The sequence below is a fragment of the Pseudomonas sp. YuFO20 genome, assembly GCF_035064975.1.
GTDB lineage: Bacteria > Pseudomonadota > Gammaproteobacteria > Pseudomonadales > Pseudomonadaceae > Aquipseudomonas > Aquipseudomonas putida_AE.
Genome location: NZ_JAXDEO010000004.1, coordinates 144,901 through 161,500, shown reverse-complemented (window position 1 = coordinate 161,500; position 16,600 = coordinate 144,901). Strand labels below are relative to the sequence as shown.

At 62.8% G+C, this 16,600-nt stretch carries 16 protein-coding genes; 12 read left to right on the top strand and 4 right to left on the bottom strand.

Annotated elements, in window-relative coordinates:
• Together SOP85_RS03900 and SOP85_RS03895 are read right to left on the bottom strand one after the other, a co-directional pair.
• Complete coding sequence (locus tag SOP85_RS03900; RefSeq protein ID WP_323626149.1) at positions 1 to 1,023, bottom strand: FUSC family protein; 1,023 nt, start codon at positions 1,021 to 1,023, stop codon at positions 1 to 3.
• 44 nt (positions 1,024 to 1,067) lie between these two features.
• On the bottom strand, positions 1,068 to 2,693 hold the full coding sequence (locus SOP85_RS03895; protein ID WP_323626126.1) for an NADP-dependent glyceraldehyde-3-phosphate dehydrogenase: 1,626 nt from the start codon (positions 2,691 to 2,693) through the stop codon (positions 1,068 to 1,070).
• Between the two features lie 260 nt (positions 2,694 to 2,953).
• Between SOP85_RS03895 and SOP85_RS03890 the strand changes: the two genes are divergently transcribed.
• The 9 genes from SOP85_RS03890 (at position 2,954) to SOP85_RS03850 (ending at position 11,428) form a co-directional block, all read left to right on the top strand.
• On the top strand, positions 2,954 to 3,841 hold the full coding sequence (locus SOP85_RS03890) for a Dyp-type peroxidase (RefSeq protein ID WP_323626124.1): 888 nt from the start codon (positions 2,954 to 2,956) through the stop codon (positions 3,839 to 3,841).
• A gap of 179 nt (positions 3,842 to 4,020) precedes the next feature.
• Positions 4,021 to 4,788 carry a GntR family transcriptional regulator gene (locus SOP85_RS03885; RefSeq protein ID WP_274075892.1) on the top strand — a complete coding sequence of 256 codons (768 nt, stop codon included), beginning with the start codon at positions 4,021 to 4,023 and terminating at the stop codon, positions 4,786 to 4,788.
• Positions 4,785 to 6,515 carry a fumarate reductase/succinate dehydrogenase flavoprotein subunit gene (locus SOP85_RS03880; protein WP_323626123.1) on the top strand — a complete coding sequence of 577 codons (1,731 nt, stop codon included), beginning with the start codon at positions 4,785 to 4,787 and terminating at the stop codon, positions 6,513 to 6,515. The genes SOP85_RS03885 and SOP85_RS03880 overlap by 4 nt, the downstream gene beginning before the upstream one ends.
• 26 nt (positions 6,516 to 6,541) lie before the next feature.
• Positions 6,542 to 6,787 carry a 4Fe-4S dicluster domain-containing protein gene (locus tag SOP85_RS03875; RefSeq protein WP_008060065.1) on the top strand — a complete coding sequence of 82 codons (246 nt, stop codon included), beginning with the start codon at positions 6,542 to 6,544 and terminating at the stop codon, positions 6,785 to 6,787.
• A gap of 236 nt (positions 6,788 to 7,023) precedes the next feature.
• Entirely contained in the window at positions 7,024 to 8,430 is a 1,407-nt protein-coding gene (locus tag SOP85_RS03870) for an ABC transporter substrate-binding protein (protein ID WP_323626122.1), read from the top strand.
• 133 nt (positions 8,431 to 8,563) lie between these two features.
• On the top strand, positions 8,564 to 9,346 hold the full coding sequence (locus SOP85_RS03865) for an ABC transporter permease (protein ID WP_323626121.1): 783 nt from the start codon (positions 8,564 to 8,566) through the stop codon (positions 9,344 to 9,346).
• Entirely contained in the window at positions 9,346 to 10,194 is an 849-nt protein-coding gene (locus tag SOP85_RS03860) for an ABC transporter ATP-binding protein (RefSeq protein ID WP_323626120.1), read from the top strand. Before SOP85_RS03865 ends, SOP85_RS03860 begins: the two co-directional genes overlap by 1 nt.
• On the top strand, positions 10,191 to 11,153 hold the full coding sequence (locus SOP85_RS03855) for a HEAT repeat domain-containing protein (RefSeq protein WP_323626118.1): 963 nt from the start codon (positions 10,191 to 10,193) through the stop codon (positions 11,151 to 11,153). The genes SOP85_RS03860 and SOP85_RS03855 overlap by 4 nt, the downstream gene beginning before the upstream one ends.
• A complete protein-coding gene (locus SOP85_RS03850) occupies positions 11,150 to 11,428 on the top strand; it encodes a DUF971 domain-containing protein (protein WP_323626117.1) in 279 nt (92 codons plus the stop codon). The genes SOP85_RS03855 and SOP85_RS03850 overlap by 4 nt, the downstream gene beginning before the upstream one ends.
• 154 nt (positions 11,429 to 11,582) lie before the next feature.
• On the opposite strand, the gene SOP85_RS03845 is transcribed toward SOP85_RS03850, so the two are convergent.
• Positions 11,583 to 12,320, bottom strand: coding sequence for a TorF family putative porin (locus SOP85_RS03845; protein ID WP_274075899.1), 738 nt, complete (start codon positions 12,318 to 12,320; stop codon positions 11,583 to 11,585).
• A 126-nt stretch (positions 12,321 to 12,446) separates the two neighbouring features.
• Complete coding sequence (locus tag SOP85_RS03840) at positions 12,447 to 14,189, bottom strand: amidohydrolase (protein ID WP_323626116.1); 1,743 nt, start codon at positions 14,187 to 14,189, stop codon at positions 12,447 to 12,449.
• Positions 14,190 to 14,292: 103 nt separating this feature from the next.
• On the opposite strand from SOP85_RS03840, the gene SOP85_RS03835 reads away from it, so the two are divergent.
• From SOP85_RS03835 to imuA, 3 genes are all read left to right on the top strand, one after another.
• Positions 14,293 to 15,243: a LysR family transcriptional regulator gene (locus SOP85_RS03835; RefSeq protein ID WP_323626115.1), complete on the top strand. Its 951-nt coding sequence runs from the start codon at positions 14,293 to 14,295 to the stop codon at positions 15,241 to 15,243.
• 119 nt (positions 15,244 to 15,362) lie between these two features.
• Positions 15,363 to 15,980 (top strand): transcriptional repressor LexA, encoded by a 618-nt coding sequence (gene lexA, locus SOP85_RS03830; protein ID WP_274075902.1) that lies wholly within the window; start codon positions 15,363 to 15,365, stop codon positions 15,978 to 15,980.
• Positions 15,980 to 16,597: a translesion DNA synthesis-associated protein ImuA gene (gene imuA, locus SOP85_RS03825; protein ID WP_323606398.1), complete on the top strand. Its 618-nt coding sequence runs from the start codon at positions 15,980 to 15,982 to the stop codon at positions 16,595 to 16,597. Before lexA ends, imuA begins: the two co-directional genes overlap by 1 nt.
• Positions 16,598 to 16,600: the final 3 nt, after the last annotated feature.

Sequence of the window (16,600 nt, the reverse complement as noted above, 5' to 3'; positions counted from 1 at the left end):
TCAGATGTTCCAGTTCGGCGCGGTCCTGGCCAGGCGCTGGCGCATATCGCCGATGTTGGCGGCCAGTTGCTCAGTCAATAAACGGTAACCGTCCAGGGCGTTGTACACCGGTGCTTCGAGACTGACGACCGGTAACGCCATGGGGCGGTTCAGCCGCTCGGTGACGCCGGACTTCAGCGCCCGAGCCATGCCGATCAATTGCACGCGAATCAGCCGATGCTCCGCTTTCAATGCCGTTTGCAGGTCACTGGCGTCCGGCCGGGTGTTGCCCAGTATCTCCAGGGTGCTGACACACAGACGCAGTTGGCGCTGGATGGCATCGAGTTCGGTCATGGAAATCTTCACCTCCTTGGACACCGATGGCATCAGTGAGCGCAGCTGCACCATCACGGTGTTGAGGCGGCCCATCAGCTTGAGGTGTTCGTCGGCCGTCACCGATTGGCCGCTGATGATGCGCCCGTAGAGCGTCGCGCAATCTCGCAAGGCGTCAGCCAGGTTGTAACGCCAGGAATAGACCGCATAGAGCGGCAGGGCGAAGGAAAACGCCAGGGCCAGGGCAATGCCGATCAGGATGTCGACCCCACGCCACAGCCCGTCGGAGACTGGATTGTCGCCATGGCCTGCGACGATGAAGACGGTAATGCCGGCCAGCAGCGCGGTGTAGCCGCCTTTGCCGATGGCGTGGTACGAGAAAAATCCGCACACCACCGCCATGGCGAAATAGGTCAGCCACGGCAGGCCGAGCCAGGACTGTTGCACCACCAGCACCAGGCCGACAGCAGCCCCGACCAGGGTGCCTATGGCGCGCTCGGCGGCTTTTTTGCCGATGTTGCCATGGTGCTGCAAGCCGCCGATCACCACCAGCATCGTCACCGAGGCCCACTCGCCGTGGGGCAGGTTGATGCCGGTGGTCAGCAGGATCGACGCCAGTAACCCGAGGGACACCCGTACCGCATGGATCATCCGCGCATGGCGATAGCGCCGGTACGGGTCCAGCAACGGACGCAGTAACCGACGCAGCAGCGGTGGCAGGCGAAGGGCCGTGGATGCGCTCAGGTTGGCTCTCCTCAGAAGATGTAATCAGTGGTCAGGAAGCTGGAACTGCGGCCGCTGATGATCTCGCTGATGAGATCCTTGTTGGTCTCCTGGAACTTGGTCGCCACCAGCGTGCGGATCGAAAACACCCTTAGGGCGTCATGGACCGACAAGGTGCCCTCGGCGGAATTTTTCCGGCCGTTGAACGGGTAGGTGTCCGGGCCGCGCTGACATTGGGCGTTGAGGTTGATGCGCCCGACCTGGTTGGCGAAGGTATCGACCAGTCGGCCGACCGCCACCGGGTTGGTGCCGAAGATGCTCAGTTGCTGGCCGAAGTCCGATTCGAGGACGTAATCGATCACCGTGTCCAGATGGCGATAGGGCACGATCGGCACCACCGGGCCGAATTGCTCTTCCTGGTAGACCCGCATCTGCGGCGTCACCGGGTACAGCACGGCAGGGTAGAAGAACGACGCGCGGGCCTCGCCGCCATGGGGGTTCACCACTTTGGCGCCCTTGCTTTCGGCGTCGGCCACCAGTGAGTGCAGGTAATCGACCTTGGATGACTCCGGCAGCGGCGTCAGGGCCACGCCGCTGTCCCAGGGCATGCCGGGCTTGAGCGTGGCGAGCTTGGCGTTGAATTTCTCGATGAAGGCATCGACTACGTCTTCATGGACAAACAGAATCTTCAACGCGGTGCAACGCTGGCCGTTGAAGGACAGGGCGCCAGTGACGGCTTCGTTGACCGCGTTGTCCAGGTCCACCTCCGGCAGGACGATACCGGGGTTCTTCGCATCGAGCCCCAGCGCCGCACGCAGGCGATGGGGCCGTGGATGCAGTTTCTTCAGGTCGCTGGCGGCCTTGTTGGTGCCGATGAAGGCAAAGATGTCGATGTTGCCGCTGGCCATCAGCGCACTGACCGTCTCGCGCCCGCTGCCGTAGATCACGTTGATCACCCCGGCCGGGAAGCTGTCGCGGAAGGCCTCGAGCAATGGGCGAATCAACAGCACGCCAAGCTTGGCCGGCTTGAACACCACGGTGTTGCCCATGATCAGCGCCGGGATCAGCGTGGTGAAGGTTTCGTTCAGCGGATAGTTATAGGGCCCCATGCACAGCGCCACGCCCAGCGGTACGCGGCGGATCTGGCCGAGGGTGTCCTGTTCCAGCTCGAAGCGGCTGGAGCGACGGTCGAGTTCCTTGAGGGCGTTGATGGTGTCGACGATGTAGTCGCAGGTGCGGTCGAATTCCTTCTCCGAGTCCTTGAGGTTCTTGCCGATTTCCCACATCAGCAACTTGACCACCGCGTCGCGCTGTTCGCGCATCTGGCCGAGGAAGGTTTCGACGTGCTGGATGCGCTCGGCCACGCGCATAGTCGGCCACAAACCCTGGCCGCGATCATAGGCGCGCACCGCGGCATCGAGGGCGGTCAGGGCGGTGGCGGCATCCAGCAGCGGCGTGCTGCCGAGGATGACTTGTTCATCGCCGCCGGGTCCGGCGAGGTACACCGGGCTGCGGACCTGGGCGAGGGGACCTGGCCAGGTCTTGAGGACGCCGTCGACCAGGTACTCACGTTGTTCGGTCGGGCCGTCGAGACGGTATTTTTCCGGGATGCTGGCGGCATCGGGAAACAGGTTGCCAAGGATCTGTGCTGTGGTCATGTCGCTACCCCGTGTGTAGTGTCAGCCGTGCGCTTATGGCTAGCCGTTGAAGAATCCGGTTCAAGGGTTATACGCCTTGTTGATGCGGTGTTTTAGCTGCAATCGAGCGCTGATGGGCAGAATAGAGGGGGTGAAGCTGTGGTTGTTGTGCTTCAAGCGTAGACCGCAAACGGCGTTGGGTGAAACGCGATCTTTTGACCTGGGAGCACACAATGGCGGGTGTCGAGGTTAAACTTCGCGCTCTTTCATAAGGAGTTCACATGAGTCTCTACCAGCCGGGCATCCTCGCCACCCCTGTTCCGCCTCTCGCTCGTCATATGTTTTTCGCCCTGGAATCGGTGGCTGCACTGCCGGCTGCGCTGGACAAGCTGATGCAACTGGTGGACGGCAAATCGGCGGTGGTCGGTTTCGGTGAGTCCCTGGTCAAGGCCCTCGACGGGCATATCGAAGGCTTGCGGCCGTTTCCGGCGCTGGCCGGTGTCGGTGTCGATAACCCGTCGACGCAACAGGCGCTGTGGTGCTGGTTGCACGGTACCGACCGTGGCGAACTGCTCAACCGCAGCCACGCCTTCGAGGCGGCCTTGGCGCCCGCCCTGCGCCTGGTGCAAGTGACCGAGGGTTTCCGCCACCGTGACGGCCATGACCTGACCGGCTACGAAGACGGCACCGAAAACCCCCGTGACGAAGCCGCCGCGGCCGCCGCGCTGGTGGGGGCGGGCGTCGAGGGCACGGTGGGTGGCAGTTTTGCCGCGCTGCAGCAGTGGCAGCATGACCTCAAGGGTTTTCGCGCGCTGGCGTCCCATGAGACGGATGACATCATGGGCCGTCGCCTGAGCGATAACGAAGAACTCGACGACGCACCGATCTCTGCCCACGTCAAACGCACCGCCCAGGAGAGCTTTGCCCCTGAGGCGTTCGTGGTCCGCCGCTCGATGCCATGGATCGAAGGCGACCGCGCCGGGCTGATGTTCCTGGCCTTCGGTTTTTCCCTTGATGCCTTCGAGGTTCAGCTGCGACGCATGAGTGGGCTGGAGGACGGTATTACCGATGGCTTGTACCGCATCAGCCGGCCGATCACTGGCGGTTATTACTGGTGCCCGCCGTTGAAGGATGGCCATCTCGATTTGCGCGCGCTGCGCATCGGCTGAGACATTATCTGTAGGAGCCGGCTTGCCGGCGAATAGGGCGAGGCGGTGAGTCAGGCATACCGCCTTCGCTGGCAAGCCAGCTCCTACAGTGAATCTAACCTTATGCTCAAACGGTATTTCTCATCCCCGTACTTAGAACCATAAGATCACGTCATAACTCGTTATGACAAGTGATCCTCATGACCGATAACGTTCTAGCCCTCAGCCCTCTTTCACACAGCAGTGTCCCGCTGCACACCCAGCTGCGCGACATCCTCCGTGCGCGCATCCTCGACGGTGAATACCCGCAGGACAGCCAGATGCCTTCCGAAAGCGAGCTCGGCACGCTGTTCAAGGTCAGCCGCATCACGGTGCGCCAGGCCCTCGGCGATCTGCAGAAGGAAGGGCTGATCTTCAAGATCCACGGCAAGGGCACCTTCGTCGCCAAGCCGAAAACCTTCCAGAACGTCAGCACCCTGCAAGGCCTCGCCGAGTCCATGACCGGTCGCGGTTATGAGGTGATCAACCGCCTGCGCAGCTTCAAATTCATCGCCGCCGACAAGCTGGTCGCCGAACGCTTGCAGGTCGCCGAAGGCGAGACCGTGGCGCAGATCAAGCGGGTACGGCTGATCAACCGCGAGCCGATTTCGCTGGAAATCACCTATCTGCCCAAAGCCCTTGGCGAACGCCTGGAGAAGGCCGACCTGGTCACCCGCGACATCTTCCTGATCCTGGAAAACGACTGCGGCCTGGCCCTGGGTCACGCCGACCTCGCCATCGACGCGGTGCTGGCCGACAGCGACCTGACCCAGGCGCTGAACGTCGAGGCCGGCTCGCCGATCATGCGCATCGAGCGCCTGACCCACGACGCCCAAGGCCGCCCAGTGGACTTCGAACACCTTTACTACCGTGGCGATGCCTTCCAGTACCGCCTGCGGATCGACCGGCAAAAAGGGGATCAGGCATGACCCGAACGACACTGGAACAGGAATACGACATCGTCGTGATCGGCGGCGGCACCGCGGGGCCCATGGCGGCGATCAAGGCCAAGGAGCGCAACCGCGATCTGCGCGTGTTGTTGATCGACAAGGCCAACGTCAAGCGCAGCGGCGCGATCAGCATGGGCATGGACGGCCTGAACAACGCGATCATCCCCGGCCACTCGACGCCGGAGCAGTACACCAAGGAAATCACCATCGCCAACGACGGCATCGTCAATCAGGCCGCTGTGTATGCCTACGCGACCCACAGTTTCGAGACCATCGAGCAACTGGACCGCTGGGGCGTGAAGTTCGAGAAGGACGAGACCGGCGACTACGCGGTGAAGAAGGTCCACCACATGGGCGCCTACGTGCTGCCGATGCCGGAAGGGCATGACATCAAGAAAGTGCTCTATCGGCAGTTGAAGCGGGCACGGGTGAGCATCACCAACCGCCTGGTCTGCACCCGCTTGCTGACTGACAGCGAGGGGGCGGTCAACGGCGTGATGGGGTTCGATTGCCGCACCGCCGACTTCCATGTGATCAAGGCCAAGGCGGTGATCCTCGCCTGCGGTGCCGCCGGGCGCCTGGGCCTGCCGGCCTCGGGGTACCTGATGGGCACCTACGAAAACCCGACCAATGCCGGCGACGGTTACGCCATGGCCTATCACGCCGGGGCGGAACTGGCGAACCTGGAATGCTACCAGATCAACCCGCTGATCAAGGACTACAACGGCCCGGCCTGCGCCTATGTTACGGGTCCCCTGGGCGGCTACACCGCCAACAACAAGGGCGAGCGCTTCATCGAGTGCGACTACTGGAGCGGGCAGATGATGTGGGAGTTCCACCAGGAACTGGAAAGCGGCAACGGCCCGGTGTTCCTCAAGCTCGATCACCTGGCCGAGGAAACCATCCAGAACATCGAAGAGATCCTGCACAGCAACGAGCGGCCGAGCCGCGGTCAGTTCCACGCCAATCGCGGCACCGATTACCGCACGCAGATGGTCGAGATGCACATCTCCGAGATCGGCTTTTGCAGCGGGCATTCGGCGTCGGGGGTGTGGGTCAACGAGAAGGCCGAGACGTCGGTCAAGGGCCTGTATTCGGCGGGTGACATGGCTGCGGTGCCGCACAACTACATGCTCGGTGCGTTCACCTATGGCTGGTTTGCCGGCAACAATGCGGCGGACTTCGTCGCCGGCCGCGAGTTTTCAGCGCTGGATGCCGAGCAGATCGAAATCGAGAAACAGCGGGTCTATGCACCCCTTGATCGCGAACACGGCCTGCCACCGGCCCAGGTCGAGTACAAGCTGCGCCGCTTCGTCAACGACTACTTGCAGCCGCCGAAAGTGACCAGGAAGATGCAGATCGGCCTGCAACGCTTCAGCGACATCCAGCGCGACCTCGATCAGATCAAGGCCCATAACGCCCATGAGCTGATGCGTGCCATGGAAGTCAGCATGATCCGCGACTGCGCCGAAATGGCCGCCCGCGCTTCGCTGTTCCGCGCCGAAAGTCGCTGGGGGCTTTACCACTACCGGGTCGATCATCCGCAACGCAACGACAGCGACTGGTTCTGTCACTGCCATCTGAAGAAGGGTGAAAACGGCTTGATGACCAGCTTCAAGAAATCCGTCGAGCCTTACATCATCCCGCTGGACGCCGATGAAATGCAGGCCTACGACCGGTTGCGGGTCGGTGCCGATGCGGCTTGAGCATGACACTAGAGAGAGACCGTGAAATGGCCTACCAACCCCAGGAAATATTCTTTCGCTCCAATGCACCGGTCACCGTCGATGAGGACCTGTGCATCGCCCACAAAGGCTGCACCGTGTGCGTCGACGTCTGCCCGATGGACCTGCTGGCAATCAACCCGGCCACGCAAAAGGCCTACATGGCCTTTGATGAATGCTGGTACTGCATGCCCTGTGAAAAGGACTGCCCGACCGGGGCGGTGAAAGTGGACATCCCTTATTTGCTGCGTTGAAACACAATCAATGTGGGAGCGGGCTTGCTCGCGAAGACGCCGGCATGGCTGGCATCTCCATTGACTGAAAGGACGCTTTCGCGAGCAAGCCCGCTCCCACAGGGGATCGCGTACAGACAAATCAAAACGCCATCCGGCCACCCCCGGACGCTTGCTTCAAGACACCCCTCGTTTCCCACCACGCCCTGATCGTGGCGGAGACGAACATCCTATAAATGATTCGAGGGGAAACACTCATGCTCTTACGTGCAGCGATTGCCGGTCTGGTACTGGCTTCATTCACCTTGTCGGCCCAGGCCGAAACCATCCGCATTGCCATCGGCACCCAGGACACCACCATCAACTGCGCCGCCGGCGGCCTGTTGATTCGCGAACTGGGCCTGCTGGACAAATACCTGCCCCACGACGGCCAGTACAAAGACGCCCAGTACGACATCGAGTGGAAGAACTTCACCAGTGGCGCGCCGCTGACCAACGAGATGGTCGCCGGCAAGCTCGACTTCGGCGCCATGGCCGATTTCCCCGGTTCGTTCAACGGCGTGGCATTTGAAACCGCCGGCAAGCACAGCCTGTTCATCAGCGTGCTGTCGGGCAGCACCCAGGGCAGTGGCAACGGCATCGTGGTGCCGAGCGCCTCGGGTGTGCAGTCGCTGGCCGAGCTCAAGGGCAAGACCATCTCCGTGCCGTTCGCCTCGACCGCCCACGGCATGTTGCTGCGCGCGGTGGCGGCCCAGGGCTGGGACCCGCTCAAGGACGTGAACATCATCGCCCAGCCGCCGGAAGTCGCCGGTTCCGCGTTGCAGGCCGGCAAGATCGACGCCCATGCCGACTTCGTGCCGTTCGCCGAACTGTTCCCGAGCCGCGGGTTCGCGCGCAAGATCTACGACGGTTCCCAGGCCGGCGCGCCGACCTTCCACGGGGCGCTGGTCGACCAGGCCTATGCGAAGAAATACCCGGAAGTCGTCGTCGCCTACCTGCGCGCCAGCCTCGAAGCCAATCAGCTACTCGCCGCCGAGCCTGAGAAGTACAGCGAACTGATCGCCAAGGTCACCGGGGTCGACGCCGAGGTCAACTACCTGTTCCACGGCCCCCTCGGCGTACAGACTCGCGACCTCACCTGGAAACCTGAATACCGCCAGGCCGTCGGTACCGCTATCGATACCCTTAAGTTGTTGAAGAAAGCCGATCGCGGGCTCGACCTGAATACCTTTATCGACGACCAGTACATCCGCGCCGCGTTCAAGGCCTCGAAGCTGGACTACAACGCGCAGCTTGCGAACTACCAGCAGACGCCGCTTAAAGCCGTCGATGCCTCCAGCGGCGAAGCCATCACCGACTTCAGCCATGTGGCCGAGATCTGGGTGCGCGGCGAGCCGAAAGTCCGTCAGTACGCTTCGGCGCAAGCGGCATTCACCGCGCTGGCCGCGCTGAAGCAGGAAGGCAAGAACATCCGCGCGGTGTATGCCCAGGCCGCTGACAGCGGGATCAAGTTGCTGGCGGACCAGGCGTGGTTTGCCAGTGATGCCAAGGGGCGTTTGAGTGCATTCCTGCTCAAAGGCCAGGCCCAACAATTCGCCACGGCACAGGGCGGCAAGGTGTTCGATTTCACCGACGCCACTACCCAGGCCGTGGCGGTCCGCTAACCGCAAAACACCTCGAACCTGTAGGAGCTGGCTTGCCAGCGAAGGCGCCCGACCAGCCAACATCAATGTTGACTGACACACCGCAATCGCTGGCAAGCCAGCTCCTACAGGTTTCCCGGTGAGAGGGAATATTGTGTACGGATCATTTTTACGCTGGATTCCGAGGGCAGCATCCTTGCTGCTCTGCCTGCTGTTCTGGCACGTCGCCGCCAGCCAACACTGGAACCTTGGCCTGGTGACCTTCGCCAACGTCCCCACCCCCGTGGCCGTCATTGAAGCGGCGCTGGGCCTCGGCGACTCCGGCAAGCTCGCCCGGCACCTGGGCAGCAGCCTCAGCCGGGTATTTGCCGGTTACTTCGCCGCGCTGGTCATCGGCGTCGCCCTGGGCCTGGCCATCGGCCGCTCGAAGTGGGCCGAAGATTTGTTGCTGCCACCCCTGGAAGTACTGCGCCCAATCCCCGCCGTGGCCTGGATTCCCCTGGCGATCCTGATGTTTCCCTCGTCCGAGCTGTCGATGGTCTTTATCACCTTTACCGGCGCCTTGTTCCCGATCCTGCTCAATACCGTGCACGGCGTCGAAGGCGTCGACCCGCGGCTGATCGCCTCGGCGAAAAGCCTCGGGGCAGGGCGCCGGGCGATGTTGCTGGAAGTGATCCTGCCGGGCGCCGCGCCGAGCATCATCACCGGCCTGGCCATCGGCATGGGCACCTCGTGGTTCTGCCTGGTGACGGCCGAGATGATCTCCGGCCAATACGGCATCGGTTATTACACCTGGGAGTCCTACACCATCCAGAACTACCCCGACATCGTGGTCGGCATGCTGCTGATCGGCGTACTCGGGATGGGCAGCAGCCTGCTGATCAAACGCCTGGGCGGCGTGTTCACGCCCTGGCACCGACCACGAGGAAAAGCCTGATGAGCGTTTTTCAACAGCCTGAAGGGCGTATCGATATCCGCGCTTTGTCGATCAGCCTGGGCGAGGGCAGTGCAGCATTCGAAGCCGTGCAGGGCCTGGACTGTCTGATCGAACCGGGGCAGTTCGTGTGCATCCTCGGGCCGTCCGGTTGCGGCAAGTCCACCTTGCTCGGCGCACTGGCCGGGCATCTGACAACGTACACCGGGACCCTGAATGTCGACGGTGCAAAAGTCTCGGGACCGTCGCCGCAACGCGGCATGGTGTTCCAGCATCACACGCTGTTCCCCTGGCGAACCGTGCGCGACAACGTGGCTTTCGGCCTGAAAATGCGCGGTGTCGGCAAATCAGAACGGCACCAGGCCGCCGACGAAATCCTCGCCCTGGTGGGCCTGCAAGACTTCGCCGAGCGCTGGCCGGATCAGCTCTCCGGCGGCATGCAGCAGCGGGTGGAAATCGCCCGGGTGCTGGTCAATCGGCCACGGCTGTTGCTCATGGACGAGCCCTTTGGTGCCCTCGATGCCCTGACCCGTTTGAACATGCAGGAGCTGTTGCTGGACATCTGGACGCGCATCCGCACCACCGTGGTCTTTGTCACCCATGACATCGACGAAGCGCTGTTCCTCGCTGACCGCCTGCTCGTCATGAGTTCGCGTCCCGGGCGGATCATCGAAGACTTGCGCCTGGATTTCCCCCGGCCACGCACGAGCGAACTGGTGACCAGCCATGAGTTTTCCCGCTTGAAGCGACACTGCCTCGAATTATTGCGTCACGAAGATGGTCGGCAATTACCGCGCCTGAACCCTCTCGGACTGCCCCCTGAAAACAAACTGCCGCGATTTGCCCTATGACCTCACTATTCGATGTAACCGACAACGACGACATTCTCGCCCTGCAACCGCGACTGACCGATGACGATGCCGGCGTGCGCCGCATTGCATTGATCGAACTGGCCGACCTGGAAGAGCCGGACGGCCTGCTGTGGCTGGTCAATCGACTGGCTGAGGACCCGGCCGAAGAGGTCCGTGCCGAAGCCGCACGCTTGCTGGAGGCCTGGGAAGATGAACCGGTGGTCGAGGCGCTGTGCCAGGCGCTGACCGATCCATCCGCCACGGTGCAAACTGCTGCCGCGCAAAGCCTGAGCCTGCTCAAGAGCGAAGCGGCGGGCCGGGTGATCCTGCCGTGGACCGGGCATGCCGACATCGGCGTGCGCATCGCCGCGTTCAGGGCCTTGCGCGAATTGCGCTATCCACAGGCGGCTTCGGCGGCGCTGTTGGCGTTGGGCGATCAGGACGCCAATGTCCGCCGTGAAGCGGTGGGTGTGCTGGGCTGGCTCAAACAGCTCGACGCCTTGCCGGCCCTGGGGCGCCTGGCCAGCGCCGACCCGGACACCGAAGTGCGCCGCGCCGCCACCGGCGCCCTCGGCCTGGCGTCCGACGCGCAGGTGCTGCCGGCCCTGCGCCAGGCCTTGCAGGACCAGGCCTGGCAAGTGCGCGAGGAAGCCGCCACCACCCTGGGCAAGGTTGGGCACGCTGACGCCGGCCCGGCATTGGTCCAAGCCTTGAGCGACGATTACTGGCAAGTGCGCCTGCGCGCGACCCGCAGCCTGGGTCGTTTGCGTTACGCCCAGGCTTTAGACGCGCTGATCGACACCCTTGGCCACCGCATCAGCAACCTGCGCAAGGAAGCCGCCCTGGCCCTTGGTGAGTTGAACGATAAAGGCGCCATCGCGCCGTTGCAGGCGGCGCAGGACGATGGCGATCCGGAAGTGCGCAAGGCGGTACGCATTGCCCTGAGTCAGCTGCAATGAACCCGGTGGCGGTGGGCAATTCCCGGAGCAAACAACAGCTGCGCTTGAACTGGCCGGATGGCCGCGAGCAGTTGCTCAATCACGCAGAGTTGCGCCGGCAATGCCCGTGTTCGCAGTGCCGGGCGTTTCGATTGCGGGGGATGACACCGCTGGTGGGTTCACGCGTTCAGGTGATCGAAGTGAATTCCCAGGGGTACGGATTGCAATTGGTGTTCAGTGATGGGCATGAGCGGGGGATCTACCCGTGGGCTTACCTCGCCGGGCTTGGTCGGTGAATGGAATGCCGCTTTCGCTGGCAAGCCAGCTCCTACAATTTATCGGTGTTGCCACCAATAATGTGGTCGCCTGGGTCCCTGTAGGAGCTGGCTTGCCAGCGAAGGCAATCTCAAATTCAGCACAAGATTCAAAGGCCAAATACAGAGTGGGCATTCAGAAGGATTTGCTGATGCTTGCCACCACCGTCGCGCTGCACACGTCGTCGAAGCCCCAGTTGCTGGTGCACTGGCTCTTGGACAAATCGGTGTCGATATAGCTCAGGCCCAGCATCACACCCGCCAGTTCGTGGGTCAGCTTGACCTCCCATTCACGGTAGGAATCCTCGGCTTCACCCGAGCTCGAATACAGGTGCGGGTCCTTGAAGTCCATCAAGCCGTAGCGCAGTTTCAGGCCGGTGTCGTAGGGCAATTCGGTCTCGTAGCCGACATAGCTGTAGAGCGAGTTCTGCTCGCTGTCGATGCCCGGTGCATCGTCGGAATAATAGGCGCCGAGTTTCACCCCATAGACGCTGAGAATCCCGTAGACCTCGCTCTGGTTGAACTGGCTCTCTTTCGGATATGAATACTTGAGATAACCCAGGTCGAGGTTGATGGCGTCTGTGGCCTCCCAGAACCAACCGGCGTAGTAATCGACTTCCTGCCGGGTCTTCAGGCCGTAGCCAAAATCGACGTTGGACGTCCATGCGCCCAGGTACAGGCCGCTGCTGTGTTGCAGGGTGGCACCGGCCTGCAAGGCGGGGTCGTTCTGGGTTTGCGAGATGCCGCGGGTGCGGTAGTCGCTGGCCAGGGTCACGTCCAGCAGCAAGGAGAAATCATCGTTCAAGGGCACGGCCTGGCTGCACAAGGGCAGCAAACTCAAGGAACCGAGGGCGAACAGGGTGAAAGCTTTCATGGGGGTACGTCCCGTTGCTTTTTATTGTTAAGGGCAGGATTGTTATGGGCAGATTTCAAGCAAGGCTGCGCCGGGCCTCGTGTCGTAAAACACGAGGTCGGGCAGAAGGGGTTTTGCAGGATTTTGTTAGAGGGTTGCTGCGTAGACCTGCCGACCGGCGAACCAGGTCTGCAGCACCTGGGTGTCGTGCAGGGCTTTTTCGTCGACGCTGAATACATCGCGGTCGACCACGATGAAGTCGGCCTGTTTACCGGCGCTCAGCGAGCCGATCTGTTTGTCCAGGCCAATGGTGCGGGCGGCGTTGAGGGTGTAGGCATAGAGCATGGTTTCGCGGTCGATGCGCTCCTCGGCGTTGAGCACGCCCAATGGACCGACCCGGGTCATGGCCTGGGCCATGGCGTTGAACGGGTTCGGCGTGGACACCGGCCAGTCGCTGGCCCCGGAAAGGGTCGCGCCCTGTGTGAGCAGCGAGTGCGCCGGGTACTGGTAACGGAACGCCTGGGCACTGACGTACGGCTTGATCATGTCCGTGGTGTAGTCGTCGGCGCTGGCCCAGAGCAGTTGCATCGAGGCGATGACGTCGAGGGGTTTGAAGCGGGCGAACTCTTTCGGGTTGACGATCTGCAAGTGCGTGATGGAGTGGGGCACGCCGCTCTGCCGGTCCTTGCGCGCCTGGGCAATGCCGTTCAGCGATTCGCGCACCGCACGGTCGCCGATGGCGTGGATGTGCACCAGCCAGCCGCGCTGATCGATGGCGCTGACCAGCTCACCGAAGTGCTTCGGATCGATCAGCAGTTCGCCCGGTTTGTGCGAGTTGGTATAGGGGTCGATCATCGCTGCGCTTTGTGCCGGGTACTCGATCACGCCATCGGCGAAGATCTTGATGCCGGGCAGCGTAAGGTTGGGAATGCCCTGGAATTGCTGGCGGACCTTATCGAGGGTGTCGAGATCGGCCGGAACGCTCTTGCCGTTGGCCACCAGCAGCGCGGCGACGTGGGCGGTCATGCCGCCACTTTCTGACAGGGCCTTGTACACCGGCAGCACGCCGACGGTTTTCTCCGTGGGCTTGAGGGCGAAAACCGGCTCGCCGGGCGCAGCGTTGGCGGCGGGGTCCATCCAGGCGGTGATGCCGAGGCTGTTGTTGTAACTCACGGCGGTTTGCGCCGCTTTCAACATGTCGGCGGCACTCGGCGATGGCATTTTCGAGGCCACCCGGTCCCACCCGGCGTCCACCAGGAAGCCGTTGGGGCTGCCGTCGGCGAGTTTGCCGATGGTGTCTTTCTCGGCGTCTGGCAGGGTTTTGAGCAGCGCGGCATCGATGCCGCCGCGCTTGAGCATCACGTTGTTGGCCCAGGCCGTGTGGTGGTCGCTGCCGGTGAATACCACGCCGACGTCGGCCCATTCGCCGCTGTTGAATTTCTTGCCCAGCGCTTCGGCCTGGGCCCAGTAAGCCGAACTCATGCCGGCCACGCTCAGGACATCGCCATGCTTGGCCTTGCCGTCGTCACGCCAGGCGCGCAGGCGTTTTTCCAGTTCGTCGAGATCGACCACCTCGTCTTGCATATTGGCCGAGACCATTTCCAGGCCCCCGAAAATCGCGTGGGAGTGGCTGTCGATCAGGCCGGGCATCAGGGTCTTGCCGCCCAGGTCGATGACTTGGGTGCCCGACTCGATCAGGGCCTTGATCTGGGCATCGCTGCCCACTTGCAACACCTTGCCGTCCTGTACCGCCAGTGCCTGGACTTTGGGCAGGTTGCGGTCGGCGGTGAAGATCTTGCCGTTGAACAGCACCAGGTCGGTCGCTGCCATGGCTTCCAACGAGGCAAAACTGACTGCCACCATCAACAGATTCGGGATGAATCTTTTCATTGAATGTTTCCTTGTTATTGCGTCTGATGGCCAGATTAGTGGCTTGCCGCGCTCGGTAGAACGCCTCACTCACGAAAAACGTTTTTGCCTGAATGGAAAAAGTATGGACAAACTGGGTGCACTGAAAATGTTCGTGGTCACGGCGCAACTGGGCAGCTTCAGCCGCGCCGCCGAGCAATTGGGCAAAACCCCGTCGGCGCTGACCAAAGCGGTCAACCACCTGGAGGCGGAACTCGGCGCGCGTTTGTTCGAACGCAGCACCCGGCGGATCCTGCTTACGGAATCCGGGCGGCTGTACCTTGAAACTGCGCGCCAGGTGTTGCAGCGACTGGACGAGGCCGGCGAGGAGATCGAGCAATTGCAGCATGGTTTGCGCGGCAGCCTGAAAATCACCGCGCCGCTGGCCTATGGGCAGGCCTTTCTCGATCAGGTTTGTGGCGGTTTTCTTGACCAGTACCCGCAGATCAACCTGCAGGTGGACCTGTGCGACGACTTCGTCAATCTGCTGGAGAGCGGCCATGACCTGGCCTTGCGCGAAGGGCACGACGACTTGCCGGGGTTGATCGCGCGCGTGGTCGGCAGCAATTGCCTGGCGCTGTGCGCGAGCCCGCAATACCTCGAACGCAAGGGGCTCGCCGTCACCCCGCAAACCCTCGACGAGCATGACTGGTTGCTGTATTGGCATCCGTTGCTCAGCCGCGAATTCTGGTGGGTCGAGCGCGACGGCCAGCGCCTGACCCTGCCGCAGCCTCAGGCACCACGCCTGCGCAGCGACAACTACGACCTGCTGCTGGCCAATGCCCTGGCCGGACGCGGCCTGCTGCATACGCCCTTGTGGAGCGCGGCGCCGTACATCGCCGATGGCCGGCTGGTGCGGTTGATGGCCGACTACGACATAGACCCGGACAGCTTCGGCCCGCACATCCTGGCGGTGTATCCCAGCCATCGACGGGCCACGGCCAAGGTGCTGGCGTTCATCGATTACATCGCAGGTTTCCTGGCATCCCGTGGTTTGGGCGTACCCGTGATTCCCCCTGTAGGAGCTGTCTCGTGAAACGAGGCTGCGATCTTTTGATTTTGTTTTCAGAGAGCAAGATCAAAAGATCGCAGCCTCGTTTCACTCGTCAGCTCCTACACACAGGTGCTTGTCAGATAATTCCCACAGGAGTACAAATGTACTCCATGACAACCCTGACTCCCCGCCGTACCGCCATCCTGACCTTTATCCGCGAACGTATCGCCGAGCACGGTCAGTCCCCGAGCCTCGCTGAAATCAGCGAGGCGTTCGGTTTCGCCTCCCGCAGCGTGGCGCGCAAACATGTGCTGGCGCTGACCGAAGCCGGGTTTATCGAGGTCAACCCGCATCAGGCCCGGGGCATTCGCCTGCTCGGGCAGCCGCCGCGCCCTGAGCTGCTGGACATCCCGGTACTCGGCCGGGTGGCGGCCGGTGCGCCGATCGGTGCCGATGCCGAGGTCCACAGCCGTTTGCTGTTCGATCCGTCGATGTTCTCCCGGGTGCCGGACTACCTGCTGCGTGTGCGCGGCGACTCGATGATCGAGGATGGCATTCTCGACGGCGACCTGGTGGGCGTGCACCGCAGCCCCGAGGCGCTGAACGGCCAGATCGTCGTGGCGCGCCTCGACGGCGAAGTCACCATCAAGCGCTTCGAACGGGTCGGCGACCGTGTTCGCCTGTTGCCGCGCAACCCGGCCTATCAGCCGATCATCGTCGAAAGTGATCGAGACCTGGCCATCGAAGGGGTGTTCTGCGGTCTGGTGAGGCAAGGCTGATGGGTGCCGTCGTTGCGCTGGATACGCTGTTCAATGGCGGCCAGGTCTGGCGAGGCCGACCTGCGCCGCCGGCCGTCAGCCCGCAACCCACCGGGCATGCCGCGCTGGATGCGGCGTTGCCCACGGGCGGCTGGCCGGAGGCGGCCCTGACGGAAATCCTCCTGGCCGGGCAGGGTGTGGGCGAATTGCAACTGGTGTGGCCGGCGCTGGCGCGGCTGTCGGCGGCGGGCGAACGCATCGTCCTGGTGGCGCCGCCGTATGTGCCGTATCCCCAGGCCTGGCAGAGCGCCGGGGTCGATCTGCGCCAATTGTCGATCATCCAGGCCAGCGAGCGCGATGCGTTGTGGGCGGCGGAACAGTGCCTGCGTTCGGGCAGTTGCGGCGCGGTGCTGTGCTGGCCGCACAAGGCCGATGACCGCGCCTTGCGCCGCTTGCAGGTGGCCGCGGAAACCGGCTCGACCCTGGCCTTCGCCTATCGCTCGCTCAGTGAAGCGATCAACCCGTCGCCAGCGGCCCTGCGCATCGCCATCGATGCCAGGCCGGCACAGTTGCGGGTGCTCAAGTGCCGGGGCGGCTTGGCCCGTTCGGCGCCGATTGCCTTCGCCGTGGGGCATTGAGGT

Excerpts from the sequence above, each read along its gene's own strand:
- SOP85_RS03895 (WP_323626126.1), bottom strand. The coding sequence starts at position 2,693 with ATGACCACAGCACAGATCCTTGGCAACCTGTTTCCCGATGCCGCCAGC.
- SOP85_RS03890 (WP_323626124.1), top strand. The coding sequence starts at position 2,954 with ATGAGTCTCTACCAGCCGGGCATCCTCGCCACCCCTGTTCCGCCTCTC.
- SOP85_RS03885 (WP_274075892.1), top strand. The coding sequence starts at position 4,021 with ATGACCGATAACGTTCTAGCCCTCAGCCCTCTTTCACACAGCAGTGTC.
- SOP85_RS03880 (WP_323626123.1), top strand. The coding sequence starts at position 4,785 with ATGACCCGAACGACACTGGAACAGGAATACGACATCGTCGTGATCGGC.
- SOP85_RS03875 (WP_008060065.1), top strand. The coding sequence starts at position 6,542 with ATGGCCTACCAACCCCAGGAAATATTCTTTCGCTCCAATGCACCGGTC.
- SOP85_RS03870 (WP_323626122.1), top strand. The coding sequence starts at position 7,024 with ATGCTCTTACGTGCAGCGATTGCCGGTCTGGTACTGGCTTCATTCACC.
- SOP85_RS03860 (WP_323626120.1), top strand. The coding sequence starts at position 9,346 with ATGAGCGTTTTTCAACAGCCTGAAGGGCGTATCGATATCCGCGCTTTG.
- SOP85_RS03855 (WP_323626118.1), top strand. The coding sequence starts at position 10,191 with ATGACCTCACTATTCGATGTAACCGACAACGACGACATTCTCGCCCTG.
- SOP85_RS03850 (WP_323626117.1), top strand. The coding sequence starts at position 11,150 with ATGAACCCGGTGGCGGTGGGCAATTCCCGGAGCAAACAACAGCTGCGC.
- SOP85_RS03845 (WP_274075899.1), bottom strand. The coding sequence starts at position 12,320 with ATGAAAGCTTTCACCCTGTTCGCCCTCGGTTCCTTGAGTTTGCTGCCC.
- SOP85_RS03840 (WP_323626116.1), bottom strand. The coding sequence starts at position 14,189 with ATGAAAAGATTCATCCCGAATCTGTTGATGGTGGCAGTCAGTTTTGCC.
- SOP85_RS03835 (WP_323626115.1), top strand. The coding sequence starts at position 14,293 with ATGGACAAACTGGGTGCACTGAAAATGTTCGTGGTCACGGCGCAACTG.
- lexA (WP_274075902.1), top strand. The coding sequence starts at position 15,363 with ATGTACTCCATGACAACCCTGACTCCCCGCCGTACCGCCATCCTGACC.
- imuA (WP_323606398.1), top strand. The coding sequence starts at position 15,980 with ATGGGTGCCGTCGTTGCGCTGGATACGCTGTTCAATGGCGGCCAGGTC.